Raw genomic sequence first — 21,967 nt, forward strand, 5'->3', positions numbered from 1 at the left:
GTTCTGCATGGCGAGCAGCCAGTTGACCGCGCGGGCGGCCGCCGGCTCGGACTTCCGAAGTCCGGCTTCGACTTCGGAAGTCGGCCCCACGCGAAGACTCGCGACTTGCACCGTGTCGTTGCCGGTCGGACTTCCGAAGTCGAAGCCGGACTTCGGAAGTCGAGCCTGTTCGCGAACCTTCGCCAGCGCGATCAGCACCATCGACGTGTCGTCGGTGTCGGGGTAGAAGGCGTTCCGGTACTCGAAGAACCAGCCGCCCGGCTCGCACCGCTTCGCCGTGCGAACCCAGTCGCCGGGCGTCCGCACTTCCTTGTCCAGCAGCCACGCCACGGCCCCGGTACTCTCTGGCGAGTCGGGCGGCTGCCCCGCGTCGGTCACGCCGATGAGCGACAGGGCCGTGTCCCACACCGGCGACAGGCACGGCTGAAGGCGGAGCGTGTCGCCTCCTTCGATTTGCAGATCGTCCAGTTGCTTCATCGCCCACTGGAACTCGGGGTCTGTCTCCGGCACGCCGAGGCAGTTGAGCACGACAACGGTGTAGACCATCGGCGGGAAGATCGCGCCGAGGCCGTCGCTGTCGCGGAACCGCTCCCGCATCCACGCCACGGCCTTCCGCAGCGCCCGCCGGCGGAACGGCGTGAACCCGGTTCGCCCCGCGAACTTCAGGCACGAATCGACCTTCAGGAAGAAGTTCGCCCACGAGAACCGCCGCGGCTTGACGGCCGGTTTCCACGGCGTGGCCGGGTCTTCGAGGAACAGTTCGCGGATGCCGAGCGACTCCGGCAGGTCGCGGAGCGGGCGGTACGCGTTCACCACGGCCAGCGGCACGACGATGGTGCGGCTCCACGCCGACATTGCGTAGATGTTGAAGTAGAACCACCGCGGCAGAAGTACCATCTCGACCGGTACGGTCGGGCAGTTCTCGTAAGGAATCTGGCCGAGCAGCGCGAGGTAGAAGCGGGTGAAGCTGTTCGTCGCCGCCGCCCCGCCGAGCTTGCGGATCGCGTCCGCGGCCTGCCGCATCGGCGGCTCGTCCGGGGCGTGGCCGGCGATCTTGAGCGCGAAGTACGCCTTCACCGAGACGCTGACCTCGGCCGGGCCGCCGGGGTAGTTCGGCCACCCGCCGTCCGGCAGTTGCTTCGCGAGCAGGTAGTTCGCGAGCTTCCGCACCCGCGGCTCGGTCTCCTTCCCCAGGAACGCGAGCAGCAGGATGAATTCGGATTCGAGGATCGTGTCGCCTTCGAGTTCTCCGACCCAGTGGCCGTCCGGCTTCTGTTGGGCCAGCAGCGCGGCGCGGCCGCGGTCGGCGGTTTCCCGTACGGCGTCCAGGAACGCGGCGAACTGTTCGTCCGGCCGGCGTAGGCGAAGGGTGGCGGCCACGGGAGTCCTTTCCGCTCGGGGGTGGGCGTCGCGTGGGGACAGTGTAATGAACCTCGGCCGATTTCCGCAAGTCCACGCGCGAAACGCGCCGCCCTACGGCCGCGCCGCGCTCAGCCCCAACCCGTGGCGGAGGAGCAGGCCGCTGATCGTCATGTTCGTGAACATCAGGAACCCGACGATGAGCGGCATCCACGGCAGCACCAGGACGGACAGCATCCCGAGCGTCAGGAAGATGCTCCCCTGCACGTACAGCCCGCCGGCCTCGGCCGCGAACGCCAGGTACGTCAGCCCGAGTTGCAACATCCACAGCGGGTACGCCAGGAACATCAGGTCCAGCCGGTCGTGCGGGACCACGGCCCACAGCAGGAACCAGTACAGCACGACGCCGACGGTCAGCGCGCTCCAGACGGTCGTGAAGTGCCGCCGCTGGCTGGACGGGGCCTGCCGGAGCGTGAAGCTGCTGCCCACGAACAGGACGAGCTGCACGAAGATGAGCATCGACATCGTCGCGGCCGTCATCAGCACCGGGTACTGCGGGTGGTCGCGGAACGTGAAGTACACGCTCAGGTGAAAGATCGGCGAAACCGGGGCGAGGCACAGCAGCCAGTTCGAGAACCGGCGGAAACCGGGGTGGAAGTTCCCGCGGCGGATGTTCCGGGCCATCGCCCCGAAGACCGACGGCGGCTTCGCGTGGATCGGCTCGCCGGCCAGGAACCGCCCCAGGTCGTCCGCCAGCGCCGCGGCCGTCCGGTAGCGCTCGCCCGGTAGCTTCTCCAGGCACTTCAGGCAGATCACTTCCAAATCCCGCGGCACGCCGGGCTGTAACGCCGCCGGCGGAACGGGCGGGTGTTCGCTGACCTGTTGGATCGTTTGCAGGATCGTCTCGCCGCGGAACGGCGGGCGGCCGGTGAGCAGTTCGTACAAGATCGCGCCGAGCGAGTAGATGTCCGAGTGCGGGCCGACGGCCTTCACGTCGCCGACGGCCTGCTCCGGCGGCATGTAGCTCGGCGACCCGACGACCGTGCCCGTCTGCGTGAACCCGCTGTCGTCGTTCAGACGCTTCGCCAGCCCGAAGTCCGCGACCTTCGGCGTGCCGTCCGGGTCGAGCAGGATGTTCGCCGGCTTCAAGTCCCGGTGGACGATGCCATTCTCGTGCGCGTGCTGCACCGCCCGCGCGAGTACCACGGCCAACTCCGCGGCCCGGCGCGGCGCGGCCGGCTGCCCCTTGAGGTGCTGCGCCAGGCTGCCGCCGCGGACGAACTCGAGCGCCAGGTACGGCCGCCCGCCGGCCTCGCCGGTCTCGAACACCTGCACGATGTTCGGGTGTTGCAGCGCCGCGACGGCCCGCGCCTCCTCCTGGAACCGGGCCAGGTCCCGCGGCGTCGCGCCGGCCGCGAGGATCATCTTCAAAGCGACGACCCGCCCCAGCCGGACCTGCGTGGCCTGGTAGACGATCCCCATGCCGCCGTTGCCGACGACGCTGAGGATGTCGTACCCGTCGATCGCCGGTAACGGCGGCGACATGTCCACAGGCTCGGTCGGCTCGATCATAGCCCGGACGTTCCGCTGCCGCTTGATCCGCTTCCGAAGCTCGTCCTGCATGGCCGGATCGTTCGGGCAGAGCTGCTCCGGCGTCGCGTCGTCGCCGTTCTGCCGCCGCTCCTCCCACTCGGCGAGCAGGTCGTAGAGCTGCGTGGAATCGACGCCCGCGCCGCACCGGGGCGGCGGTTGGGCGATCGTGTTCTCGAATTGCGTGTCCACCCGTCACCCCTTCACCCGATCGGGTCCACGACGCCGTCCGCCAGCTTGTCCGTCGCCGCGATCCACAGGCGGCTGACCTTCCGCGGGTGCAGGTCGAGCAGCGACGCGATCTCCGCCTGCGGCAAATCGAGGTAGTAGTGCATCTCGAACACGGCCCGCTCGTCGTCCGGCAGGGTCGCGGCCTTCGCGTGGAACTCGGTCCAGACGGCCAGCTTCGCCGGGTCGTGGGTGCGGCCGCCGAGGGCGAGGTCCGGCTGCGACCCGCTCAGCCCGACGGCCTCGTGCCCCAACCCGCGCCGCTCGCGGTCCACGAGGTCGAGCAGGACGTGCCGGACCTTTTGCGCGGCGAGCCGGAAGAAGTGTTCGACCGACTCCGGCTTGACGGAGTCGAGGGCCTGGGCGAGCCGCAGCCACGTCTCGTGGACGACGCTGTCGAGTTCGTGCCGGCGGGCGACGGCCGGGAACGACCCGGCGAGGATGTGCCCGGCGAGCCGGTGCAGCCGGCCGCACGCCCGGTCGAGGAGGTCCCGGCGGGCGGTCGCGTCGCCTTGCCGCATCCGCTCCACGAGCGGCCGCAGGGACTGCGTGGAATCGCCGGCCATCGGGCCTCCGCACTGTGGGGATCGGGGCGGGTGCATTCTACCCCAGGGTTCGTGAGCGTCCATTCGCCCCGTCGTGCGACGACTGCGGGTCCTTCATCATGCCGAGTTGACGGCCGTTGCGACGAATATCGTTATGGTCCGAAGATTGGGTTTTGACCTTGTTCGTTCGGGTCGCTAGGCTGGGGGGCGTCGCGCCCGGCTGTAGCGGAGCGAACCCGACTTGGATTTATGCCAATCTGGGGACTGGGATAAATCCGGGTCGGCGGCCGGAGGGCTTGCGGGTGGTAGCGCCTGAGTGGCTGACGCTGTACTGGAACGGGCAACCGCTCGGCCGCATCACCGAGGCACGGCTCTGCGGCTGGCCGTGGGTGTGCGGCCGGCTGGCTCCAGGCGAGTGGCCGCCGGACCTGCGGGCGTCGATCGAGGAGCTGACCCGCGCCGCCGACTCTGACAGCGATCTCCCCGATGACTCGCCGTATCAGCCCGGCCACTACGACGGCTGGTCGGTTGTAGACCCGGCCGGAGCCGCCAGCGAGATCAGCGCCCCCAAGGTGGACTTCGCTACCGGGGACATCGAGTGGCGGTAGCCGGCGTGTAGCCCAGATGCCGAACCAGGTGCTGCACCTGACACAGGCCCAAAGCCGCCGGGGGCAGGTGAGCGGGGTCGTTCGGCGGCGGAGACTCAACGAATGAGTCGGGCTGGGAAGATTGCGGCCGAGTTCCCGCCAGGCGTCGCCATGCCGCCTGAGTTGCGGGCGCTCTGTGACTACCTGGACCGCACCGACTACCCGCTGAGCGGCTACCACCGGCTCCGGCCCGAGGGGGCTGCGCTAAAGGCGTGGTTCGGCGATGGGAGCGAGGCGTGGCGGCAACTCGCTGGGTTCGGGTCCGGCCCGGACGGTTCAATTCTGGTGCTGTGGCTGCACGCCGGGCCGGATACCGCGGCCGCCCCCGTCGTGCATCTTGGCTCGGAAGGCGACAACCTGATGGTCTTGGCCGACAACGTCCGCGACTTCCTCCACCTACTGGCCATTGGGTATAACGAGTTGGGGTTTTGCGACCTGTCCGCACCGCCGCCCGAGCCGGGTACGGCCGAACGGTTGCGTGTTTGGCTGGCGTCGGAGTTCGGTATACGCCCACCCGCTACCGGGGCCGAGTTGGTGCGACGGGCGCAGGCCCGCCACCCGGACTTCGAGCAGTGGGTCTACGCTGCACAGGCCCGCCGGGACGCAGAAGTCGAATCAGGCGGGTCACCTGACCCGGCGAACATGTAGGCTTTCCCGTAGTTGTTGCTCCCTGCGACCGCCGGGCAGATAAACAGGGTCGTTCGACGGTGTAAGTTCTCGCTCTCGGGGGGTGTGGTGTGAGCTTCGCAGAGCAACTCCCGTCAACGGATTGGGTCACGCTGAAGCACGGGGGCGAGGACGTCGCCGAGGCGTGGTCCATGACGGAGGGCGAGGGGGTCACGGTCGTCTTTCTCGTCCCGCGAAATCGGCTCGAAGACGCAGACGCGAGCCGCCGGATGACGGTCGAAATGCTTCTCGAAGCCGCGACCATCTCTCACGACCAGGTCGAGTCGTGGCGGCTCGGGGACGATTCCATTCCCGAACTGACCCACCCCCTGCCGGCCCCGCCGCCGGACGACGACCACCTCACGGTGTACGCCCGGTTGAAGCCGGCCGCTCGTGCGGCCGCCGGCGACGAGGATGACAGGCAAGACCTCCCGCCGGAAAAGTGGCAGGCCCTCGACCTCCTTTGGAAGACGATCCTGGGCCTGGAGGCCGGCATCGAATCCGTCCGCATGAGCATGGAAGGGTTGCGGGCCGAGATGGAGGCGGAGTTCCGGAAGTCGCTCGGCGTCGAGGAGAAGGTCCACGCCCTGCAAGCGGACGTGGCCCAGTGGAACAAGGCCAAGAGCCGCGTCCACTACGCCCTGCCGAAGGCGCGGGAGCTCGTCCACCGGGCCACGTGGTCGCTGGGCGTGCCAGAGCGGAAGCGGCTCGGGGAACTCTACAAGGGCCACATCGAGCCGCGCGTCCCGTTCCCGCGGGTGAACTGGGAGCGGGAACAGTTGGAGCACCTGCAAAAGGACCGGCAGGTCCTGTTGGCACAGGGCAACGCGGTCTACCAGGAGTGCCGCGCGGTCGTCTCGGAGGTGCAGCGGGCGTTGGGCACGCTCCAGCGGAACGCGGCCGACCGCGCCCGCCAGAAGCGGAGCGCCGGCCGCGAGAAGGGCAAGCACTTCTAGCCGATCACCGTCCCGTTGGCCGCTTCAGCGGCAGCCCCGGCCGTGCAGCGGTCGGCTTCCCCTGGTCGAGCACGAGCTGGCCGTTCACGATCACGTACTCGATCCCCTCCGAATACTGGAACGGCTTCTGGTAGGTGGACCGGTCGATCACCCGGTCGGCCGCGAACGCCGTCACGTCCGCGAACAGGCCGGGCCGCAGTAGGCCGCGGTCGGCGAGGCCGAGCTTTGCCGCGTTCAGACTCGTCATCTTCCGCACCGCGTCCTCCAGCGTCAGCACGCCCTTCTCGCGGACGTAGACGCCGAGAACTCGCGGGAACGTGCCGAAGTTGCGGGGGTGCGGGTTGCCGCGGCGGAGCGGGCCGTCCGTCGCGTAGGCCGAGCCGTCCGAGCCGACCGAGCACCACGGCTGCCGCAGCGCCAGCGTCATGTCCTTCTCCGTGTGGTGCTCGTACACCGTCGGCACGGAGCCGCCCTCCGCGATCAGCAGGTCGAAGAGGACGTCCAGCGCGTCCGGAGTTGGTGAAACGCCCTTCGACTTCGCCGCGATGACGCGGTCCATCGTCAGCCCCTCGTAGCTGCCCTTGCCGCTGACGAGCATTCGCGACCAGTCGCCGCCGACGGCCGTGTAATGGTTGTACCAGCCGGGGAGGCCGTCCGTGATTTCCTTCTTCAGCCGCGGGCGGAGGGACGAGTCCTTGAGCCGGTCGAGGAACTTCGCCGTGCCGCCCTCGTGCGCCCACGGCGGGATGATGCTCGCGAGGTTGTTGTTGCCCCGCGTGTACGGGTAGACGTTGGCCTGCACGTTCACGCCGCGCTTGCGGGCCGCGTCGATCAGCGCGACGAGTTCGTTCATCCGGCCCCACAGCTTCTGGTCGGCGATCTTCAGGTGGATCACGTCCACCGGCACGCCGGCCTTCTCGCCGATGGTGATGGCCTCCGTCACGGCCGCGAGAACGTCCGTCCCCTCGTTGCGGTTGTGCGTCGAGAAGAGGCCGCCGTGCTTTGCCACGACCTTGCACAGCGCGGCGATGTCGTCCGTCGTGGCGAGCGAGCCGGGCGGCATCGCCAACATGCTCGACAGGCCGAACGCGCCGTCCTTCATCGCGGCGTCGAGGAACGCCTTCATCGTGTCGAACTGCGCCGGCGTCGGCCGGGCGTGGGACGTGCCCATCGCGGACTGCCAGACGTTGTCGAGGCCGACGTAGGTGGCGACGTTCACCGCGATGCCGGCCTTGCGCGTGGCCTGGAAGTAGTCGCCGAGCGCCGGGAACCGGTTCGACGGCGCGACGGAGTTGCCCTCGCCGAGGACTTCGGTGGTGACGCCCTGGCGGACCTTGCTCGGGGCTTTGCCGTCTTCGAGCAGCAACAGGTCGGAGTGCGAGTGGATGTCGATGAAGCCGGGGGCGACGACGAGGCCCGTCGCGTCGATCTCCCGCTTGCCGGCCCCGGCCGGGACGCGGCCGACGACGGCGATCTTGTCGCCGCGGATGGCGACGTCGGCGTGGACCCACGGGTTGCCCGTGCCGTCCACGACCTTGCCGCCGCGGAGGACGAGGTCGTATTCGGGGTCGGCGGCGCGGGTCGGCAGGGCCAGCACGACGAGCAAGAGGACGGACGTGAAACGCATGACGCGGCTCGCGAGGGTGGGCGGTGATGTTCAGATAGTGAGCCGGGCGATTCGCGGGAAGCAACCCAACCCGCAAGGCCGACCCATTTTCACACGCGGCCGTGTCTATTCACGATGATGAACCTTCGCCCGGCGCAACGGCTGCAACGTCTCCGGTCGATAATTCCTTCGCGGAGGTGTCCCATGACTCGTCTTCTCGCACTGCTCGTCGCGGTGATAACCGTTTCGTCGGTCGGCTGCTGTTCTCGTCGGTGCTGTCACGACGTGCCGGCGTGCTACTACCCGACATCGAACAAGGAAAAAGATTCGTTGATGACCCGGATCAAGAACGTGCGAATCTGACCACGAGCCGGTCACGAAAAAACCCGCCGGTCCTCCGGCGGGTTTTTCGTTTCCGGGTTCGGCTCATCGCCCGTTGATAACAACGGGCCGCGCGTTGGCGACCGGGGCGGCCGCGGGTGTCGTGGGGAGCTGATTCGCCACGACGCCGTTCGGGATCGCGCCCGGCATCGCCGGCGCGACCGGCGGCGGGTTCGCGGCCCCGGTCTGTTGAATGGCCGCTTCCGCCGCGGTCGCCTCCGGCGGCGGCAGCTCCGCGTTCCGCGCCGCCCGGCCGATCTGCCCGAGGAAGAACCCGACGAGCAGGAACGTGAACCCGGTGAGCAGGAACCCGAAGTACCAGAACCGGGCCGTCGGCGTGAGCGGCTCAGGGGCGAGCGTGAACCGCCACACCAAGGCCCACACGTCCATCAGCGCGCCGACGATGATGAGGCCGATCGAGAGTTTCGGCCCGAAGGCCGGTTGGCTGAGCATGGCCATGACACACCACGGGTTAGAGGAGCGATTCGCACCGCGACCGGTGCCACGACAGTAGGTAGGGCAGATTCGATGCCACACTGGCGCAGAGTCCTGACACGAAAAACGGCGAGCGTACCGAAGTACGCTCGCCGTGGCGACGCTGAGAGTACCCTCTCAGATCAGCACCTTACTCAGATCATCTTGGCGGCCCGGCCGAGCAGGAACCCGACGCCGAAGCCGATCAGGATGCTCGGAACCGGGTGCTTCCGCACCAGGCTCGCGACCTCGTTGCCGAAGTCCCCGACCCGTTCCGCCGCGGCGTCGTAGGCATCGCCGGTCCACTCTTGAACCTTCTGGCCCGCGTCCTTCGCGCCCTTGTAGGCGTCGTCCGCGTAGCTCGAAACCTTGTTGCCGATGTTCGACGCGGTGTCCGCGACGCCCTGGGCGGCGTCCTTCACCGCGCCGACGACGCCCGTGGCGGTCGATTCGCTGCCGCCGTTGAAGTTATTCTTCCCGCGTTCTTGTGGGTTGGCCATGGTCCGTCCTCCAAAGTGTTCGATCATGTGGGCCAGTCCCGCGATCGAAGTGAGGAACGAATTTGCAATCCGGATGCCAAAGGCCCGGCCCGCCCGAATGTACGGGGAATCCGGCGGAAAATCCCCCGGGCCGGCCGGCGGTAACACCGCGCATTCTCAGCATGCGCAACCGGTCGCGCAATCGCCGCGGTCATCGCCCGGCGCGGCCGCGGACCGCCGGCGGGCCGTAGGTCGGTTCGGGGAGCGCGTCGTGGACGAGCAACCGCAACCCCGTGGCCGGCGGTAGGAGGTGCCGCTCGAACGGCTTGCGGTACGCGATGGGGTACGCGTCCAGCCCCATCTCGCCGACGAGGTGGTCGTGCGTCGTCAACGGATCGACGACCCACGGCAGCAGCTTGTTCAGCACGAAGTAGCTGGCCGAGTCCCCCCAGGCGGGGGTGAAGACCCGCAGCCGGCCGCGCTCCGTCAGCCCAGCGACCGCGTGAATGCAGTTCGTGACGTTGTTGTTGCCGTAGAAGGCGTCGAACGCCTTGTACCGGATCGCCCCGCTATTTAGCCGGTCGATTTGCTTGCCCGCCAACTCGTACAACTCCGGCTCGATCTCATACGGCCCCCACATCGACACCCGCTCCTTCAGGGCGAGGAGGCCGCGCATCGTCTCGTGCAACTCGTAGTTCCGGCCCGTCTCCGGCCGCAGCCGGAGGATCCGCGGCGGCAACTGCAACGGCAGCCAGCTGATCGTCCGCACTTCCAGCCGGCGGCCCTCGGCACAATCCGTCTGCCGGACGAAGGTGGCGAACGTGTGGGCGTAGTCCGGGTCTTTGGGGAACTGCTGCGCCCCGAACATGAGCAGGAAGTATTTTTCCCCGGCGGCGACGGATTGCATCCCGGCGAACGCGATCAACAGGCAGGCGAGAACCAAGCGGTGGCAACTCATCGGGGTGATTCCTTCACGGGGCGAGGGCGTACCCAATCTATCGTCATCGTCAAATCCGGGGCGGTGGTTCCGGCCGGAGGAGAGTCGGCGGGACCGAAGGCCGGGCGGCGGCCGGGAGAATTGCGACAGCCGGCAGGACCGGCCGCGACGGTGTCGGACGTGCGGGTCGTTCCGCCCTCAATCCGCGAACCCGGTCCCGAGTTTCTCCAGCGCCTCGGTCTCGATCTGCCGCACCCGCTCGCGGGTCAACCCGAGGTGCTCGCCGATCGCCTTCAGGCTCGTCGGCTCCTCCCCCAGCCCGTACCGCATCCGCAGCACGAGCGACTCCCGCTGGCTCAGCCGTGCCATGAGGTCCTTCATCCGGGCCAGGTCCGACGCGTGCATCATCGCCGCCCCCGGCTCCCCTTCACGCGGGTCGGCCACCAGTTCCTCCATCCCCTGCCCCTCGTCGGCCGCGACCGTCCCCGCCTGCGACCCCCGCATCGCCTCGACGACGGCCGCCGCCTGCCGCCGGGTGATCCCCAGCCGCCCCGCGACCTCCTCCCGCGAGGCGGGCCGCCCCAGCTCCTCGGCCAGGCGGTTCGCCGCGATCCGCCACCGGCCGAGCAACTGCGCGACGTAGGACGGCACGCGGACCGTCTTCCCGGTGTTGACGATCCCGCGGCGGATGCTCTGGTTGATCCAGTACGCCGCGTAGGTGCTGAACCGCGTGTTCATGTCCGGGTCGTACCCCTCGACCGCCCGCATCAGCCCGAGGTTCCCCTCGGACACGAGGTCGTCGAGCGGGACGCCGCGGCCGGTGAACTTCCGGGCGATGTTCACCACCAGCCGGAGGTTCGCCCGGACCATCTCGTCGCGGGCCTCCACGTCCCCGGCGGCGACGCGGGCGGCCAAGTCCTTCTCCTCGCGGGCGGAGAGGAGCGGGGCGCGGAGGTCGGACAGGTAATTGTCAAACGCGGGGCGTTCGGCGGTGACGCTCATGGCGGCCTCGGTGCTGGGGAAAGGGCGGCCGCGCCGTGGGGAAAGTGGTGGCCCGTCCTTGCAGTTCGGTCGGCGAAAATCCCGCATGACGCGGGCCGATCGAACCCATTCGATGTTACTCGGATTGGGGTCGTGATACAAGCAAGAACCTACGACGAGCAGGACGATCTGACCGAAACTTGTTCAATATCTTTGCCGCCCTTCGCCTTCGGAGGTTAACTCTTTCCGAGGACGCCGTCCACGACCCAGCACCCGCGGACGTGCGGCCCGCCGCCGCGGCAGTGCGCGAGCAACTGCTGATCCTCGCACCCGGCGTCCTGGAGCGCGTCCGCGAGGATCGGCAGCCGGTCGAACGCCCGGGCGTCGTAGATGCCGCGGGCGAGGCCGACGGCCGTGGGCGTGAGCCATGAGGGGAAGAAGGTGACGGGGCGGAAGGGGTTGCCGAAGACGCACCGGGTGAGGTCGGCTTGTTGAGCCTCGGCATCGAGTTCCACTCTCATGCCCTCGCGCATATCTGCGACCCCCGCCGACGCGAGGAGGCTAGCGAGGCAGGCCACTTCGCGTGCCTGTTTCGACGGAACGTACTGCTCTTCCCCCGTCCGCCGCATCCTCACTTCCCAATACTCGGTTTGATGACAGGTCGGCTGGAAGGCAGCGGCGGCCGCCAGAGAGCATGCCCGCGTTTCGACGTGGCCCAACGAGTAGCAATCGAAGCAATCGCGATACGCGGCCGCCGCGCGTTCAAATAGGATCCGATGCTCTTGCTCGGTGACAGTCCGTTCGAGCAAGGCTCCGGTCGCCGCAATCGCAGCCCGACACGCCGCATTTTGGATGCGATCCTCGACGAGGTGGCAACAGCCGAGACCGAGCAAGGTTAACTTCCTGTCGCCCGCTCGCCCGTGCAGGTCTAGGAAGTCGATGAGCGGCTCGGGGTGATTCCACAACAACCACTCCGCCTCCGTCATCTCCGCCGCACCCGCGTCAACACAAGAGTAAGTTTGCACACGCAGCACCCTCGCACGTGGACAGGCAGAAGCTGAGGATGGTCTCGTCCTCGACCGTCGAAAAGCTAACGTCTTCGCTCAGATTTCGAGACAAAAAGTGAAGTGGGCGAGGAGGGACTCGAACCCCCGACTTCCTCCTTGTAAGGGAGGCACTCTAACCGCTGAGTTACACGCCCGTGTCGAGATTATAGCCGCCCGGTCAGCTCCGGTCCGGCGTGCCCCGCAGGTCGCGGAGCAGGCTCTGGATCGTCTTCGCCGCGTTCAGTTGCTTGCGGATCGCCAACAGGTCCGCCGGCTGCGGGTCCGGCTTCGCGAACAGTCCGCCCACGTCGGCGAGCACGTCCTCGTATTGACGCACCAGGTCGGCCTCGAGTTCGCTCAAATCGCCGCCGGCGGCGCGGACGTCGTCCATCCGCTCGCGGGTTTCCATCATCTCCATCAGGAACGCCTGGTCCTGCCCCTTCTCCTGCCCGGCCGTCGGCCCGCCGAGGAGCGAGAGCAGGTACTCGGCCCGGCGGTACGGGTCCTTCAGGGTGACGTAGGCCTGGTTCAGCGAGGCCGTGAGCGCGATCGCGGCTTGCTGCTCGCCGGCCGTCGCCCCGCCGTGGAAGTCCGGGTGCAGTTGCCGGGACTGCGACAGGTACTGCCGCTCGACCGCGGCCTCGTCAACGGAAAAGCGCCTCGGCAGGCCGAGGCGCTCGAAGTAGTCTGGCATGACGTCACTTACATGGAGAACGAGCTGCCGCAGCCGCAGGTCGTCTTCGCGTGCGGGTTCGAGACGCTGAAGCCCCGCTTGTTCAGGTCGTCGTGGAAGTCCACGGTCACGCCGTCCAGGTAGAGGGCGGACCGCTTGTCCACGACGATCTTCACGCCGAGGAGTTCGTACACCTCGTCGAGCTTCTCGTTGACGTTCTCGTCGAGGTCGAGCTTGTGCTGGAACCCGGAGCAGCCGCCGCCGACGACGCGGACGCGGAGGTACAGCGGCGAGTCCGCGGCCTGGTCGGCGGCGATCCGCTTCACTTCGCCCGCGGCCTTCTCCGTCAGGACGATCGGGGCGGCCTTCGTCGAGGTCTTCGTGCCGAGTTCCAGGGTTTCGGTGGACATGTGAACCTTTCGGTTAGTGTGTCAGAGGATACCGGTTCGATGAGGGAATCATACACGGCGTCAGCCGCCGACGGTAGCCGGTTCCGCCTTCTCGGCGGCCGCGTCCTGCTTCTCTTGGTAGTTCTTGATGGCCGCCTTGATCGCGTCCTCGGCCAGGACGGAGCAGTGGACCTTCACCGGCGGCAGGGCCAACTCCTCGACGATGGCGGTGTTCTTGATTTCGAGGGCCTCGTCCACGGTCTTGCCCTTGAGCCACTCGGTGGCGAGGCTGCTGGAGGCGATGGCCGACCCGCAGCCGAACGTCTTGAACCGGGCGTCCTCGATGACGCCGGTGAGCTTGTTGACCTTGATCTGGAGCTTGAGCACGTCGCCGCACTCCGGCGCGCCGACGAGGCCGGTGCCGACGGTGGCGTCCTTCGTGTCGAGGCTGCCGACGTTGCGGGGGTTGTTGTAGTGCTCGAGAATCTTGTCGCTATATGGCATGGGATGCTCCTGTCGGTTAGAGTCGCAATCGCGTCACGGCAACTTTTTTAGCTTCTCTTCGATCCCGCCGAGCTTGACCGAAATCTCCTTCAACTCGATTTGAAGAGTTCGGATCGCATCGCTCTGCGTCTGGTAGAGTCTTTCTTGCTGTTGGACGGTCTCTTTGAGCCGGTCCACGTTCGCTTCCAATTTGCCGGCGGAGTGGGCGAACGAAATCACACTGAAGATTACCGTGACGGCTAGCCCGGCCACGAACACGCCGATCCACCGGACGAGCGCGACCACCGTGTCGATTCGCCCCTTGAACGCGGCGAACTCGGCCGTCATCTGGTGAACCTCAGTCTTCATCGCGTCGATCTTGTTTTCCAAATGATCGACGCGATCTTCCAAGCTGGTAACCGTCGTCGGCATGTGTCACCTGACTTGAAAGTTTAGTGTGCCGCCCACTCGATGCTCTTGAGGTCGATCCCCTGCTGGGCCATCTCGTACAGCGGGGACATCTCGCGGAGCCGCTTCACCTCGCGGACGACGAGGTCCACCACGAAGTCCACTTCCTCCTGCGTGTTGAACCGGCCGATGCCGAACCGGATGCTGCTGTGCGCCAACTCGTCGCCGACGCCGAGGGACCGCAGCACGTAGCTCGGCTCCAGGCTCGCGCTCGTGCATGCCGACCCGCTGCTCACGGCCACGTCCTTGATGCCCATCATCATCCCCTCGCCCTCGACGTAGGCGAAGCTGATGTTCGCGTTCCCCGGCAGCCGCTCCGTCGGGTGGCCGTTCAGGTACGTCTCGGGAAGTTGGTCCATGATCCCCTTCCGCAGCCGCTCGCGGAGGGCGAACGTCCGCTTGCTCTCCTCCAGCATCTCCTTCTTCGTGATCGCGCAAGCCTCGCCGAACCCGACGATGAGCGGGACCGGCAGGGTGCCGGACCGCATGCCCCGCTCGTGGCCGCCGCCGTCGATGATCGGCTCCAGCCGCACGCGGGGGTTCTTCTTGCGGACGTACAGCGCCCCGATGCCCTTCGGCCCGTACAGCTTGTGGGCCGTCAGGCTGAGCAGGTCGATGCCCATCGCCTCCACGTCCACCGGGACCTTGCCGACGGCCTGCACCGCGTCCGTGTGGAATAGAACGCCCTTCTCCTTGCACACCTTGCCGATCTCGGCGATGGGTTGGATCGTGCCGATCTCGTTGTTCGCGAACATGACGCTGACCACGATCGTCTTGTCCGTGATCGCGTTGCGGACTTGTTCGGCCGTGACGCGGCCGTACTTGTCCACGTCCAGGTACGTCACCTGGCAGCCCTCGCGTTCGAGCCGCTTGCACGTGTCGAGGACGCACTTGTGCTCGGTGGGGACCGTGACGATGTGGTTCCCCTTCTTCTTGTACATCGCCGCCACGCCCTTGAGGGCGAGGTTGTTGCTCTCGGTCGCGCCGCTGGTGAAGATGATTTCCTTCTCGGTCGCGCCGATCAGGGCGGCGATCTGCTCGCGGGCCTCGTCCACGGCCGCTTCCGCCTTCCACCCGTAGGGGTGGCTGCGGCTGGCGGCGTTCCCGAACTCCTCGGTGAAGAACGGCAGCATCGCTTCGACGACGCGGGGGTCCACGCGGGTCGTCGAGTTGTTGTCCATGTAGATCGGCAGCTTCATGTCTCGTTCCTATTTGTGGCCGCGGGTTCGCCCGCGGTTAGTGACTCATCGTGAGCGGGTGCATCGTCGGGCTGCTCGGCACGCTCAGGTTCGGGGCGAACAACTCCTCCAGCGTCACGCCGCGGAGGACGCCCATGAGCCGGTGGTGAATCTCCGCGACCGGCCCCTTCATCGGGCAGACGTGCGACACGGAACACGCCTCGTCGTCTTGAACCGCATCCGCGTGCCCGTTGCAAACCGTTAGCTTGAACCCTTCCTCGATGGATTCGAGCAGCTCGGCGAGCGTGACCGACGACGCCGGGCGGAGGAGGGCGTACCCGCCCTTCACCCCGCGGTGGCTGGTCACGTACCCGGCGTGGGTGAGTTCCTTCAGGATGTTCGCGACGAACGGCCGGCTCAGTCCGAACTTCTCGGCGATCGTGCGAGCGTTCCCGCCGGTCGGGTTGTGGTACAGGTGCGACAGGATGAGCAACGCATAGTCGGCCTTCCGACTCAAGAGCGTCATGGCGTTACTCCCCTGCGACAAGGTACGACCGGGCGGACCGAATCCGCACTGCCATTATTCGATTTGTAAGGTGGGGAATGGTAGTCGAATAGTGCGAATTCCGTGAGATTGCGTCTCAAGATCGGAGATGTAGAAGGGAGAGGAAGTTGTGGCGATGACCTTGACTTCCGAAGTCGGGCTTCGACTTCGGAAGTCGAACGGGACCAGCCACCGAGGCAAGGGGGAGTGGAACGCTCCTAGACGATCTCGACTTCCGAAGTCGAAGCCGGACTTCGGAAGTCGGGGTCACCGCTTGCCGACGATGTGCGTCGCCTGTTCTTCCTTCACGGCGGTCGTGAGTTCGCGGCTCTTTACCTCGACCGACACGCGAGCGCTACCACCCTTCGTCGCCTCTGTCTCCAATGTGAAGCTTGCCGTCGACCCGGCCGGCAGCTCGCTGACGAGCGGGAACGCGAACTTGTGGTCGGCCACCGTCGCGGTCGTGCGGTTCGGGCCGCTGCCGCGCTTCGGAGACAGTTCGTCGGTCGCGGTCGCCACAAGTGATACGTCGCGGGCCGACGAGTTGCCGCGATTGCGGACGGTCACACGGTAGACGGCCCGCCCGCCCACGTTGATCGGCCCGACCGGGTCGGACAACTCGAGCGTCAGCACCGGCCGGCCGACGATTGACACGACCGCCTTCGCGTCCTTCGCCTTGACCCGTGTGCCAGACTCCAGTTCCCCGTCGGCGGTCGCGGTGACGGCCAGCTTCTCGGCTTGCCGCTCGCTCGTCGTGTTGAGCCGGACGACCTTCGACTCGCCCGGCGCGAGCGAGCCGACGGCCCAGTTCGCGCCGCCGGCGGTCGTGACGCGGCCGTTCTCCGTCGCGACGCCGGCGGTGATGCCGCGGGGCAGCGCCGCTTCCACCTTCACGTCCGTCAGCCCGGCGTCGCCGCGGTTCGTCACCTTGAACTCGAACAGGTTGTCCTGCCCGATGGGGATCGTCTCCGGCGTGTTGACGGTCACGTCCAGCTCGGCCCGGCCGACGGTCACGGTCGCGTCGCCGCGCTCGGCGAGGCCGCCGTCGGCGGTGACCGTCACGCGGACGGCGCACTTCCCCGCCTTCTCGACCGGCACGGGGATCGACACCATCTTCGACTCCTTCGCGCCGATCCGGCCGACGCTCTTTTCAATCGGGTTCGTCTTCAAATCAGGAAGATCGACCCACGCGACGGCGTTCTCGACCGGGACGTTCCCGGTGTTCTTCACCGTCACGCGGACGGGCACGTCCTCGCCGGTCCCGGCGAACTTCGGCGCGTCCACCGTCACCGCCAGCCCGGCCGTGTCCACTTCGGTGCTCGCCTTCTTCTCGGCCCGTAGCCCGTCGGCCGTCTCCGCGGTGGCCGTCACGTTCAGAGCCGCCTTCCGCGTCGGCCGCAGGGTGAGCGCGACATCCTGGTTCGACAGGCCGGCGACCGTCTCGAACGCCCAGGTGAGGGTGTTCCCGCTGCGGCGGATCGCCGCCGGCTCCGCCCGCACGAACTCGGCGTGGTCGGGGATCGTCGCCCGTAGCGTGACCGGCTCGCTGTCCGCGCGGCCGCCGTTCGCCAGCGCGATCGTGATCGCTACGTCCTGGTTCAGCCCGACGGCCCGCGGCATCTTCACGTCCAGGCTGACCTGCGCGGCCTGCGGCGCATTGGTCCGGCTCGCAAGGTTGGCGGCGTCCCGTCGCGGCGTCGTGTCGCTCGTCGAGGTCTCGCGCGGGGGGGGCGCGTCGCCGTCGGTCCACGTCAGCGTGGCGGCGGCCCGGCCCTTGTCCTCGTCCACGACCTCCGGCGAGTACGCCGTCACGGTCGTGACGCCCGGCTCCGTGCCGGTGACGACGCAGTACGTCTGCCCGGCCCGCACCTCGAAGTCGTCCCGCGGGTCGTCGCGTTTGACGGTCTGGCCGAACGTGTTCGTGTAAACGACGGCGTACTTGGAATCGACCTTCCGCCCGCGGTTCGGCAGGAACCCGCCCTCGTCCGTGGCGACGATCTTGCCCGGCCCGTCGATGGTCCACTCGACCTTGCGGCGGCTCCGCGGGTTGCCGTCCCGGTCGTACACGGTGGCGATGAGAAGCTGGTCCTTGCCGAGCTTGAGCGTCTTCCGCGTCGGCGTGACCTCGACGCGGGCGGCGGACTTCGTGTCGAAGGCGTCGGCGAACCCGCGGGTCTGGCGGGAGCCGCGCTCTTCCGAAACGGGGTCGAGCGTGCGCAACCGGTCCCGCGACGACCCGGCGCAACCGGCGAGCGAGCAGAACGCGAGTAGCCACAGCCCCGGCCTCATGCCGAACCGCTCCCGAACGTGGGGTGAGTGCGCAGACGGGCCGGCTATAGCAAGGGCGGGAAGGGAGTGCAATCGGAGTCGGTCACCCGCCGGCGAAGCGGTAGCCCACCCCCTGCTCGGTGAGGATGTACCGGGGCCGGGTCGGGTCGGGCTCGACCTTCCGCCGGAGGGTGGCGACGAACACCCGCAGGTAGTGGTGCTCGTGAACGTCGTGCGGCCCCCACACGTCCCGGAGCAACTGCCGGTGTGTCAACACCTTCCCGGCGTTCCGCATGAGCAGCACGAGCAGCTTGTACTCCAGCGGCGTCAGGTGGACGGGCTCGCCCGCCCGCGTCACGACGCGGGCGGCCAGGTCGATCCGCAGGTCGCCGACCTGCAGGGCCGTCCCGTCGGCGGTCTGGGGCCGGGCGTGCCGGAGGGCCGTCCGCATCCGCGCTAGTAACTCGCCCAGGCCGAACGGCTTAGTCAGGTAGTCGTCGGCCCCGGCGTCCAGCGCCTCAACCTTCTCCTTCTCCTGCTCCCGCGCGGACAGGATGATGATCGGGGCCGTCAGCCACTCCCGCAGCCGCCGGAGCACGTCATGGCCGTCCGCCCCCGGCAGCCCGAGGTCGAGGATCACGAAGTCGGGCGGCCGGGCCGCCGCCTTCTTGACGCCCTCTTCCCCGGACGTGGCCTCCTCGACGCGATACCCCGCCTCGGTCAACGACGCGCGAAGGAACCGGCGGATCGGCGTCTCGTCCTCGATGACCAGCACGAGCGGTTCGGTGGTCGGCATGACCGTTACTCTACCGGCAGCCGGGGCGGGTCGCCGGTCAGCGGCAACCGGATCGTGAACGCGGCCCCGCCCGCCGGGCGGGTGGCGGCCCGAATCGTCCCGCCGTGCAGGCCGACGATCGCCCGGCAGATCGCCAGCCCCAGCCCGCTCCCCCGCCCGGCGTCCGGGCCGGTGGGGCCACGGTAGAAGCGGTCGAAGATCACGTCGGCCGAGCCGGGCGGCAGGCCGGGGCCGTCGTCCGCCACGGTGACGACGAACTCCCGCCCCACGGCGCTCGCCGAGATGACGACGTGCGACCCGGCCGGCGTGTACCGGGCGGCGTTCTCCAGCAGGTTGGCGAAGACTTGCTCCATCAGCAGCCCGTCCACGAATAAGAGCGTCATCTCCGACGGCAACCGGACTTCGACCCGGTGATCGTTGAGGAGCGGTTGCGTCCGCCGCAGGGCCGAGCCGACGATGTCCTCCAGGACGTGCCACTGCTTGTTCGGGGCGACGGCCCCGGCGTCTAACCGGGCGATTTGCAGGATATTCTCCAGCAACCGGTTCAGCCGGACGGCCTCGTCGGAAATGGTGTCGAGCAGCTCCCGCCGCGTGCCGGCGGCGGTCGGGTCGAGTTGCAGGAGCGTGCTGCTGGCCCCGGCGATGGCGGCGAGCGGCGTCTTCAGGTCGTGCGACACGCCGCTCAGGAGCGTGTTGCGGACCTGCTCCGTTTCGGCCCGCAGCCGGGCGTCGGCCGCGCTCACGGCCATGCGGTCCCGCTCCAGGGCCAGGGCCAACTGGCTGGCGCAGTTTTCGAGCCACTGCCGCTGGTCGGGCTGGAGGAGGCGGTCCGCCGGTTCGACCCGGACGGCGATCGCCCCGAACGTCGATTGCGAGCCGGTCAGCGGCACGAACAGGGCGACGGCGTTCGGCAGCGTGTCCGTGCCCCGGCCGGCGATCCGGTCGTGCGTCATGACCCAGTGGGCGGCCGGCCCGCTGATCGGGTGGCTGGCGACGACCGTGTCGTTTCCAAAAACAACGGCGGGCGGTGATTTGGCGGCGGCGGCGGCCGGGGCGAGGTAGATCGCCACGTCGCCGCCGAGCGTCTCCCGCAGGTGCTGCCCGGCGGCGGCGACGAGGAACGCGTCCCCGGCCAGCGCGCTGAGTTGCTTGCCGAGGCGGTGCAGGGCCAGGGTGCGGCGCTCCCGCTGGCGGCCGAGTTCGAGTTGCGCGCGGAGCCGGGCCGTCAGGGCGCTGATGAGCAGCCCGATCACGAGCATGACGGCGAACGTGAACAGGTATTGCGTGTCGTTCACCGTCAGCGAGTGGACGGGCGGGACGAAGAACACGTCGAACACGAGCACCGAAATCACGCTGGCCCATACCGCCGGGCCGCGGCCGTATCGGAAGGCGACCGCGGCGACCGCCGCCAGGAAGGCCATGACGACGTTCGCCTCGGCGACTCGCAGGCGGGCGAACCCCGCCGCCACCACCGACGCCCCGACCACGGCCCCGGTGGCGATGAGATAACCGGAGCAAGAGAACGATGACCGCTCCTCGGGGACACGGATCGCACCCCGGCCTTCTTCACTCCCTTGAATCAGGTACACGTCGATGTCGCCGCTGCCGGCCAGGAGCTGCTCGACGACGCCCGTGCGGAGCCATCGCCGCCACCGGGGGGCGCGGGTCTTGCCGACGAACAGTTTCGTGACGTTGTGCGTGCGCGCGTAGTCGAGGACGGTCGCCGCCACCCCCGTCCCGGTGAGCGTCACCGTCTCGGCCCCCAGCCGCTCGGCCAGCCGCAGGTGGTCGGCGACCTGCTGGGCGGCGGCCGGGTTCGCGGCGATGCCGGGCTGCTCGACGCAAACCGCCAGCCACGGGGCGTCGAGCGCGTCGGCCAGCTGCTTGGCCGTGCGGATCACGCGGGCGGTCGTCGGGCTGGGACCGACGCACACGAGCAGCTTGTCCGCCGTCGCCCACGGGCGGTCCGCCGCCGACCGGCGGCGGGCCGTCTCGACCTCGGTGTGAACCCGCTTCGCGGCTTGCCGCAGGGACAGTTCCCGGAGGGCGACAAGGTTCGCCTTCTGGAAGAAGTTCTGGACGGCCCGCTCGGCTTGCTCCGGCCGGTACACCTTCCCGGCCCGCAACCGCCCGAGCAGGTCGTCCGGCGGCAGGTCGGCGAGTTCCAGCTCGTCGGCCGTCTCGAAGACGCGGTCCGGGACCGTCTCCCGCACGGTAACGCCGGTGATCTGGCCGATGACGGTGTTCAAGCTCTCGATGTGCTGGACGTTGAGCGTCGTCCACACGTCGATCCCGGCGTCGAGCAACTCCGTCACGTCCTGCCACCGCTTGGCGTGGCGGCTGCCCTCGGCGTTGGTGTGCGCGAGTTCATCGACCAACAGCAGGTCCGGGCGGCGGGTCCGGGCGGCGTCCACGTCGAACTCCCCTAGCACGACGCCGTTGTACTCGACCCGTCGGGTCGGCAGGCTTTCCAGTCCCTGGAGAAGGGTTTCGGTTTCCGGCCGGCCGTGCGGCTCGACGTACCCGACGACGACCTCCCGCCCGGCGGCCCGCTCGCGGCGGGCGGCTTCGAGCATGGCGTAGGTCTTCCCGACCCCGGCGGCGTAGCCGAAGAACACCTTCAACTTGCCCCGCGCCCGGCGGCCGTCTTCCGCCCGGAGTTGGGCCAGCAAGGCGTCGGGATCGGGCCGCGGCGGGGTCATCGGGGGATCGCGTCCAGGGCGAGGTTCAGTGCCAACACGTTCACCCGCGGCTCCCCGAGCAACCCGAACTGTCGCGATTCGGTGTGGGATTGCACGAGCGAACGGACTTGCTCCTCGGTCAGTTTACGGGCGGCGGCGACGCGGCGGACCTGCACCTCGGCGGCGGCCGGGCTGACGTGCGGGTCGAGGCCGCTGCCGGAGGCGGTCGCGAGATCGACCGGCACGCTTTCGACCGTCGGGTCGGCCGATTTCAACGCGTCGATGCGGTCCTTCGCGTTCTTCGCCAGGTCCGGGTGGCGGGGGCCGAAGTTGGACCCCGACGACGCGGCCGCGTTGTACGGGACAGGCCCGGTCGCCGAGAGCCGGCCCCAGAAGTACTCCGGCTTCGAGAACGGCTGGCCGACGAGCGCCGACCCGAGCGCCGTGCCGTCGCGGGTGACGACGCTCCCGGCCGCCGGGCCGGGGAACAGGGCCTGCGCGAGCAGCGTGACGGCGAGCGGGTACGCGACGCCGGTGAGCAGGGTCATGACCCCGAGGACGACGAGCGCGGTTCGTAAGTGGTTCCACATGG

22 protein-coding genes, 1 tRNA gene and 1 pseudogene are annotated in these 21,967 nt (G+C 68.4%); 4 read left to right on the forward strand and 20 right to left on the reverse strand.

What is annotated here, in order from left to right; translation table 11 throughout:
• The 3 genes and pseudogenes from AC5JJ2_RS03645 to AC5JJ2_RS03655 all read right to left on the reverse strand — a co-directional run.
• Positions 1-1,380: pseudogene (locus AC5JJ2_RS03645) on the reverse strand (squalene--hopene cyclase); the annotation flags it as partial.
• 93 nt (positions 1,381-1,473) lie between these two features.
• Complete coding sequence (locus tag AC5JJ2_RS03650) at positions 1,474-3,141, reverse strand: serine/threonine-protein kinase (RefSeq protein ID WP_495856598.1); 1,668 nt, start codon at positions 3,139-3,141, stop codon at positions 1,474-1,476.
• Between the two features lie 11 nt (positions 3,142-3,152).
• Positions 3,153-3,743, reverse strand: a complete 591-nt coding sequence (locus AC5JJ2_RS03655) for an RNA polymerase sigma factor (protein ID WP_495856599.1) — start codon at positions 3,741-3,743, stop codon at positions 3,153-3,155.
• A gap of 281 nt (positions 3,744-4,024) precedes the next feature.
• Between AC5JJ2_RS03655 and AC5JJ2_RS03660 the strand changes: the two genes are divergently transcribed.
• The 3 genes from AC5JJ2_RS03660 to AC5JJ2_RS03670 all read left to right on the forward strand — a co-directional run bounded on the left by AC5JJ2_RS03660 (position 4,025) and on the right by AC5JJ2_RS03670 (position 5,991).
• Positions 4,025-4,330 carry a hypothetical protein gene (locus tag AC5JJ2_RS03660; RefSeq protein WP_495856600.1) on the forward strand — a complete coding sequence of 102 codons (306 nt, stop codon included), beginning with the start codon at positions 4,025-4,027 and terminating at the stop codon, positions 4,328-4,330.
• Between the two features lie 102 nt (positions 4,331-4,432).
• The gene (locus AC5JJ2_RS03665; RefSeq protein WP_495856601.1) at positions 4,433-5,017 is read left to right on the forward strand and encodes a hypothetical protein; all 585 of its coding nucleotides are present in this window, start codon (positions 4,433-4,435) and stop codon (positions 5,015-5,017) included.
• Between the two features lie 89 nt (positions 5,018-5,106).
• Positions 5,107-5,991, forward strand: coding sequence for a hypothetical protein (locus AC5JJ2_RS03670; protein ID WP_495856602.1), 885 nt, complete (start codon positions 5,107-5,109; stop codon positions 5,989-5,991).
• A 4-nt stretch (positions 5,992-5,995) separates the two neighbouring features.
• On the opposite strand, the gene AC5JJ2_RS03675 is transcribed toward AC5JJ2_RS03670, so the two are convergent.
• Entirely contained in the window at positions 5,996-7,618 is a 1,623-nt protein-coding gene (locus tag AC5JJ2_RS03675) for an N-acyl-D-amino-acid deacylase family protein (RefSeq protein ID WP_495856603.1), read from the reverse strand.
• 183 nt (positions 7,619-7,801) lie between these two features.
• Between AC5JJ2_RS03675 and AC5JJ2_RS03680 the strand changes: the two genes are divergently transcribed.
• The gene (locus AC5JJ2_RS03680; RefSeq protein ID WP_495856604.1) at positions 7,802-7,960 is read left to right on the forward strand and encodes a hypothetical protein; all 159 of its coding nucleotides are present in this window, start codon (positions 7,802-7,804) and stop codon (positions 7,958-7,960) included.
• Positions 7,961-8,023: 63 nt separating this feature from the next.
• Here the strand turns inward: AC5JJ2_RS03680 and AC5JJ2_RS03685 are convergent, their stop codons facing one another.
• The 16 genes from AC5JJ2_RS03685 to kdpC form a co-directional block, all read right to left on the reverse strand.
• On the reverse strand, positions 8,024-8,437 hold the full coding sequence (locus AC5JJ2_RS03685; RefSeq protein ID WP_495856605.1) for a hypothetical protein: 414 nt from the start codon (positions 8,435-8,437) through the stop codon (positions 8,024-8,026).
• A 170-nt stretch (positions 8,438-8,607) separates the two neighbouring features.
• Complete coding sequence (locus AC5JJ2_RS03690) at positions 8,608-8,952, reverse strand: ElaB/YgaM/YqjD family protein (RefSeq protein WP_495856606.1); 345 nt, start codon at positions 8,950-8,952, stop codon at positions 8,608-8,610.
• Between the two features lie 190 nt (positions 8,953-9,142).
• Complete coding sequence (locus AC5JJ2_RS03695; protein WP_495856607.1) at positions 9,143-9,889, reverse strand: hypothetical protein; 747 nt, start codon at positions 9,887-9,889, stop codon at positions 9,143-9,145.
• A 177-nt stretch (positions 9,890-10,066) separates the two neighbouring features.
• Positions 10,067-10,870, reverse strand: a complete 804-nt coding sequence (locus AC5JJ2_RS03700) for a sigma-70 family RNA polymerase sigma factor (protein ID WP_495856608.1) — start codon at positions 10,868-10,870, stop codon at positions 10,067-10,069.
• A gap of 215 nt (positions 10,871-11,085) precedes the next feature.
• Entirely contained in the window at positions 11,086-11,364 is a 279-nt protein-coding gene (locus tag AC5JJ2_RS03705) for a hypothetical protein (RefSeq protein ID WP_495856609.1), read from the reverse strand.
• A gap of 613 nt (positions 11,365-11,977) precedes the next feature.
• Positions 11,978-12,050 (reverse strand) — tRNA-Val (locus AC5JJ2_RS03710).
• Between the two features lie 23 nt (positions 12,051-12,073).
• The gene (gene hscB, locus AC5JJ2_RS03715) at positions 12,074-12,589 is read right to left on the reverse strand and encodes a Fe-S protein assembly co-chaperone HscB (protein ID WP_495856610.1); all 516 of its coding nucleotides are present in this window, start codon (positions 12,587-12,589) and stop codon (positions 12,074-12,076) included.
• 8 nt (positions 12,590-12,597) lie between these two features.
• The gene (locus AC5JJ2_RS03720) at positions 12,598-12,978 is read right to left on the reverse strand and encodes a HesB/IscA family protein (protein WP_495856611.1); all 381 of its coding nucleotides are present in this window, start codon (positions 12,976-12,978) and stop codon (positions 12,598-12,600) included.
• A gap of 60 nt (positions 12,979-13,038) precedes the next feature.
• The gene (iscU, locus tag AC5JJ2_RS03725) at positions 13,039-13,461 is read right to left on the reverse strand and encodes a Fe-S cluster assembly scaffold IscU (RefSeq protein WP_495856612.1); all 423 of its coding nucleotides are present in this window, start codon (positions 13,459-13,461) and stop codon (positions 13,039-13,041) included.
• Between the two features lie 33 nt (positions 13,462-13,494).
• Complete coding sequence (locus tag AC5JJ2_RS03730; protein ID WP_495856613.1) at positions 13,495-13,872, reverse strand: hypothetical protein; 378 nt, start codon at positions 13,870-13,872, stop codon at positions 13,495-13,497.
• Between the two features lie 20 nt (positions 13,873-13,892).
• A complete protein-coding gene (locus tag AC5JJ2_RS03735) occupies positions 13,893-15,107 on the reverse strand; it encodes an IscS subfamily cysteine desulfurase (protein ID WP_495856614.1) in 1,215 nt (404 codons plus the stop codon).
• A 37-nt stretch (positions 15,108-15,144) separates the two neighbouring features.
• Positions 15,145-15,612 carry an RrF2 family transcriptional regulator gene (locus tag AC5JJ2_RS03740; protein WP_495856615.1) on the reverse strand — a complete coding sequence of 156 codons (468 nt, stop codon included), beginning with the start codon at positions 15,610-15,612 and terminating at the stop codon, positions 15,145-15,147.
• A 285-nt stretch (positions 15,613-15,897) separates the two neighbouring features.
• On the reverse strand, positions 15,898-17,919 hold the full coding sequence (locus AC5JJ2_RS03745) for a hypothetical protein (protein WP_495856616.1): 2,022 nt from the start codon (positions 17,917-17,919) through the stop codon (positions 15,898-15,900).
• 82 nt (positions 17,920-18,001) lie between these two features.
• A complete protein-coding gene (locus AC5JJ2_RS03750; protein ID WP_495856617.1) occupies positions 18,002-18,694 on the reverse strand; it encodes a response regulator in 693 nt (230 codons plus the stop codon).
• Positions 18,695-18,699: 5 nt separating this feature from the next.
• Positions 18,700-21,396 carry a DUF4118 domain-containing protein gene (locus AC5JJ2_RS03755; RefSeq protein WP_495856618.1) on the reverse strand — a complete coding sequence of 899 codons (2,697 nt, stop codon included), beginning with the start codon at positions 21,394-21,396 and terminating at the stop codon, positions 18,700-18,702.
• Positions 21,393-21,965 carry a potassium-transporting ATPase subunit KdpC gene (gene kdpC / locus AC5JJ2_RS03760; protein ID WP_495856619.1) on the reverse strand — a complete coding sequence of 191 codons (573 nt, stop codon included), beginning with the start codon at positions 21,963-21,965 and terminating at the stop codon, positions 21,393-21,395. The genes AC5JJ2_RS03755 and kdpC overlap by 4 nt, the downstream gene beginning before the upstream one ends.
• Between the last annotated feature and the right edge of the window lie 2 nt (positions 21,966-21,967).

Source organism: Limnoglobus sp. (assembly GCF_059499385.1).

Coding starts and splice junctions, on each gene's coding strand:
- AC5JJ2_RS03655 (WP_495856599.1), bottom strand. CDS start 3,743: ATGGCCGGCGATTCCACGCAGTCCCTGCGGCCGCTCGTGGAGCGGATG.
- AC5JJ2_RS03665 (WP_495856601.1), top strand. CDS start 4,433: ATGAGTCGGGCTGGGAAGATTGCGGCCGAGTTCCCGCCAGGCGTCGCC.
- AC5JJ2_RS03745 (WP_495856616.1), bottom strand. CDS start 17,919: ATGAGGCCGGGGCTGTGGCTACTCGCGTTCTGCTCGCTCGCCGGTTGC.
- AC5JJ2_RS03700 (WP_495856608.1), bottom strand. CDS start 10,870: ATGAGCGTCACCGCCGAACGCCCCGCGTTTGACAATTACCTGTCCGAC.
- AC5JJ2_RS03735 (WP_495856614.1), bottom strand. CDS start 15,107: ATGAAGCTGCCGATCTACATGGACAACAACTCGACGACCCGCGTGGAC.
- AC5JJ2_RS03680 (WP_495856604.1), top strand. CDS start 7,802: ATGACTCGTCTTCTCGCACTGCTCGTCGCGGTGATAACCGTTTCGTCG.
- AC5JJ2_RS03695 (WP_495856607.1), bottom strand. CDS start 9,889: ATGAGTTGCCACCGCTTGGTTCTCGCCTGCCTGTTGATCGCGTTCGCC.
- AC5JJ2_RS03690 (WP_495856606.1), bottom strand. CDS start 8,952: ATGGCCAACCCACAAGAACGCGGGAAGAATAACTTCAACGGCGGCAGC.
- AC5JJ2_RS03730 (WP_495856613.1), bottom strand. CDS start 13,872: ATGCCGACGACGGTTACCAGCTTGGAAGATCGCGTCGATCATTTGGAA.
- AC5JJ2_RS03750 (WP_495856617.1), bottom strand. CDS start 18,694: ATGCCGACCACCGAACCGCTCGTGCTGGTCATCGAGGACGAGACGCCG.
- AC5JJ2_RS03740 (WP_495856615.1), bottom strand. CDS start 15,612: ATGACGCTCTTGAGTCGGAAGGCCGACTATGCGTTGCTCATCCTGTCG.
- iscU (WP_495856612.1), bottom strand. CDS start 13,461: ATGCCATATAGCGACAAGATTCTCGAGCACTACAACAACCCCCGCAAC.
- AC5JJ2_RS03755 (WP_495856618.1), bottom strand. CDS start 21,396: ATGACCCCGCCGCGGCCCGATCCCGACGCCTTGCTGGCCCAACTCCGG.
- AC5JJ2_RS03685 (WP_495856605.1), bottom strand. CDS start 8,437: ATGGCCATGCTCAGCCAACCGGCCTTCGGGCCGAAACTCTCGATCGGC.
- AC5JJ2_RS03720 (WP_495856611.1), bottom strand. CDS start 12,978: ATGTCCACCGAAACCCTGGAACTCGGCACGAAGACCTCGACGAAGGCC.
- kdpC (WP_495856619.1), bottom strand. CDS start 21,965: ATGTGGAACCACTTACGAACCGCGCTCGTCGTCCTCGGGGTCATGACC.
- AC5JJ2_RS03675 (WP_495856603.1), bottom strand. CDS start 7,618: ATGCGTTTCACGTCCGTCCTCTTGCTCGTCGTGCTGGCCCTGCCGACC.
- hscB (WP_495856610.1), bottom strand. CDS start 12,589: ATGCCAGACTACTTCGAGCGCCTCGGCCTGCCGAGGCGCTTTTCCGTT.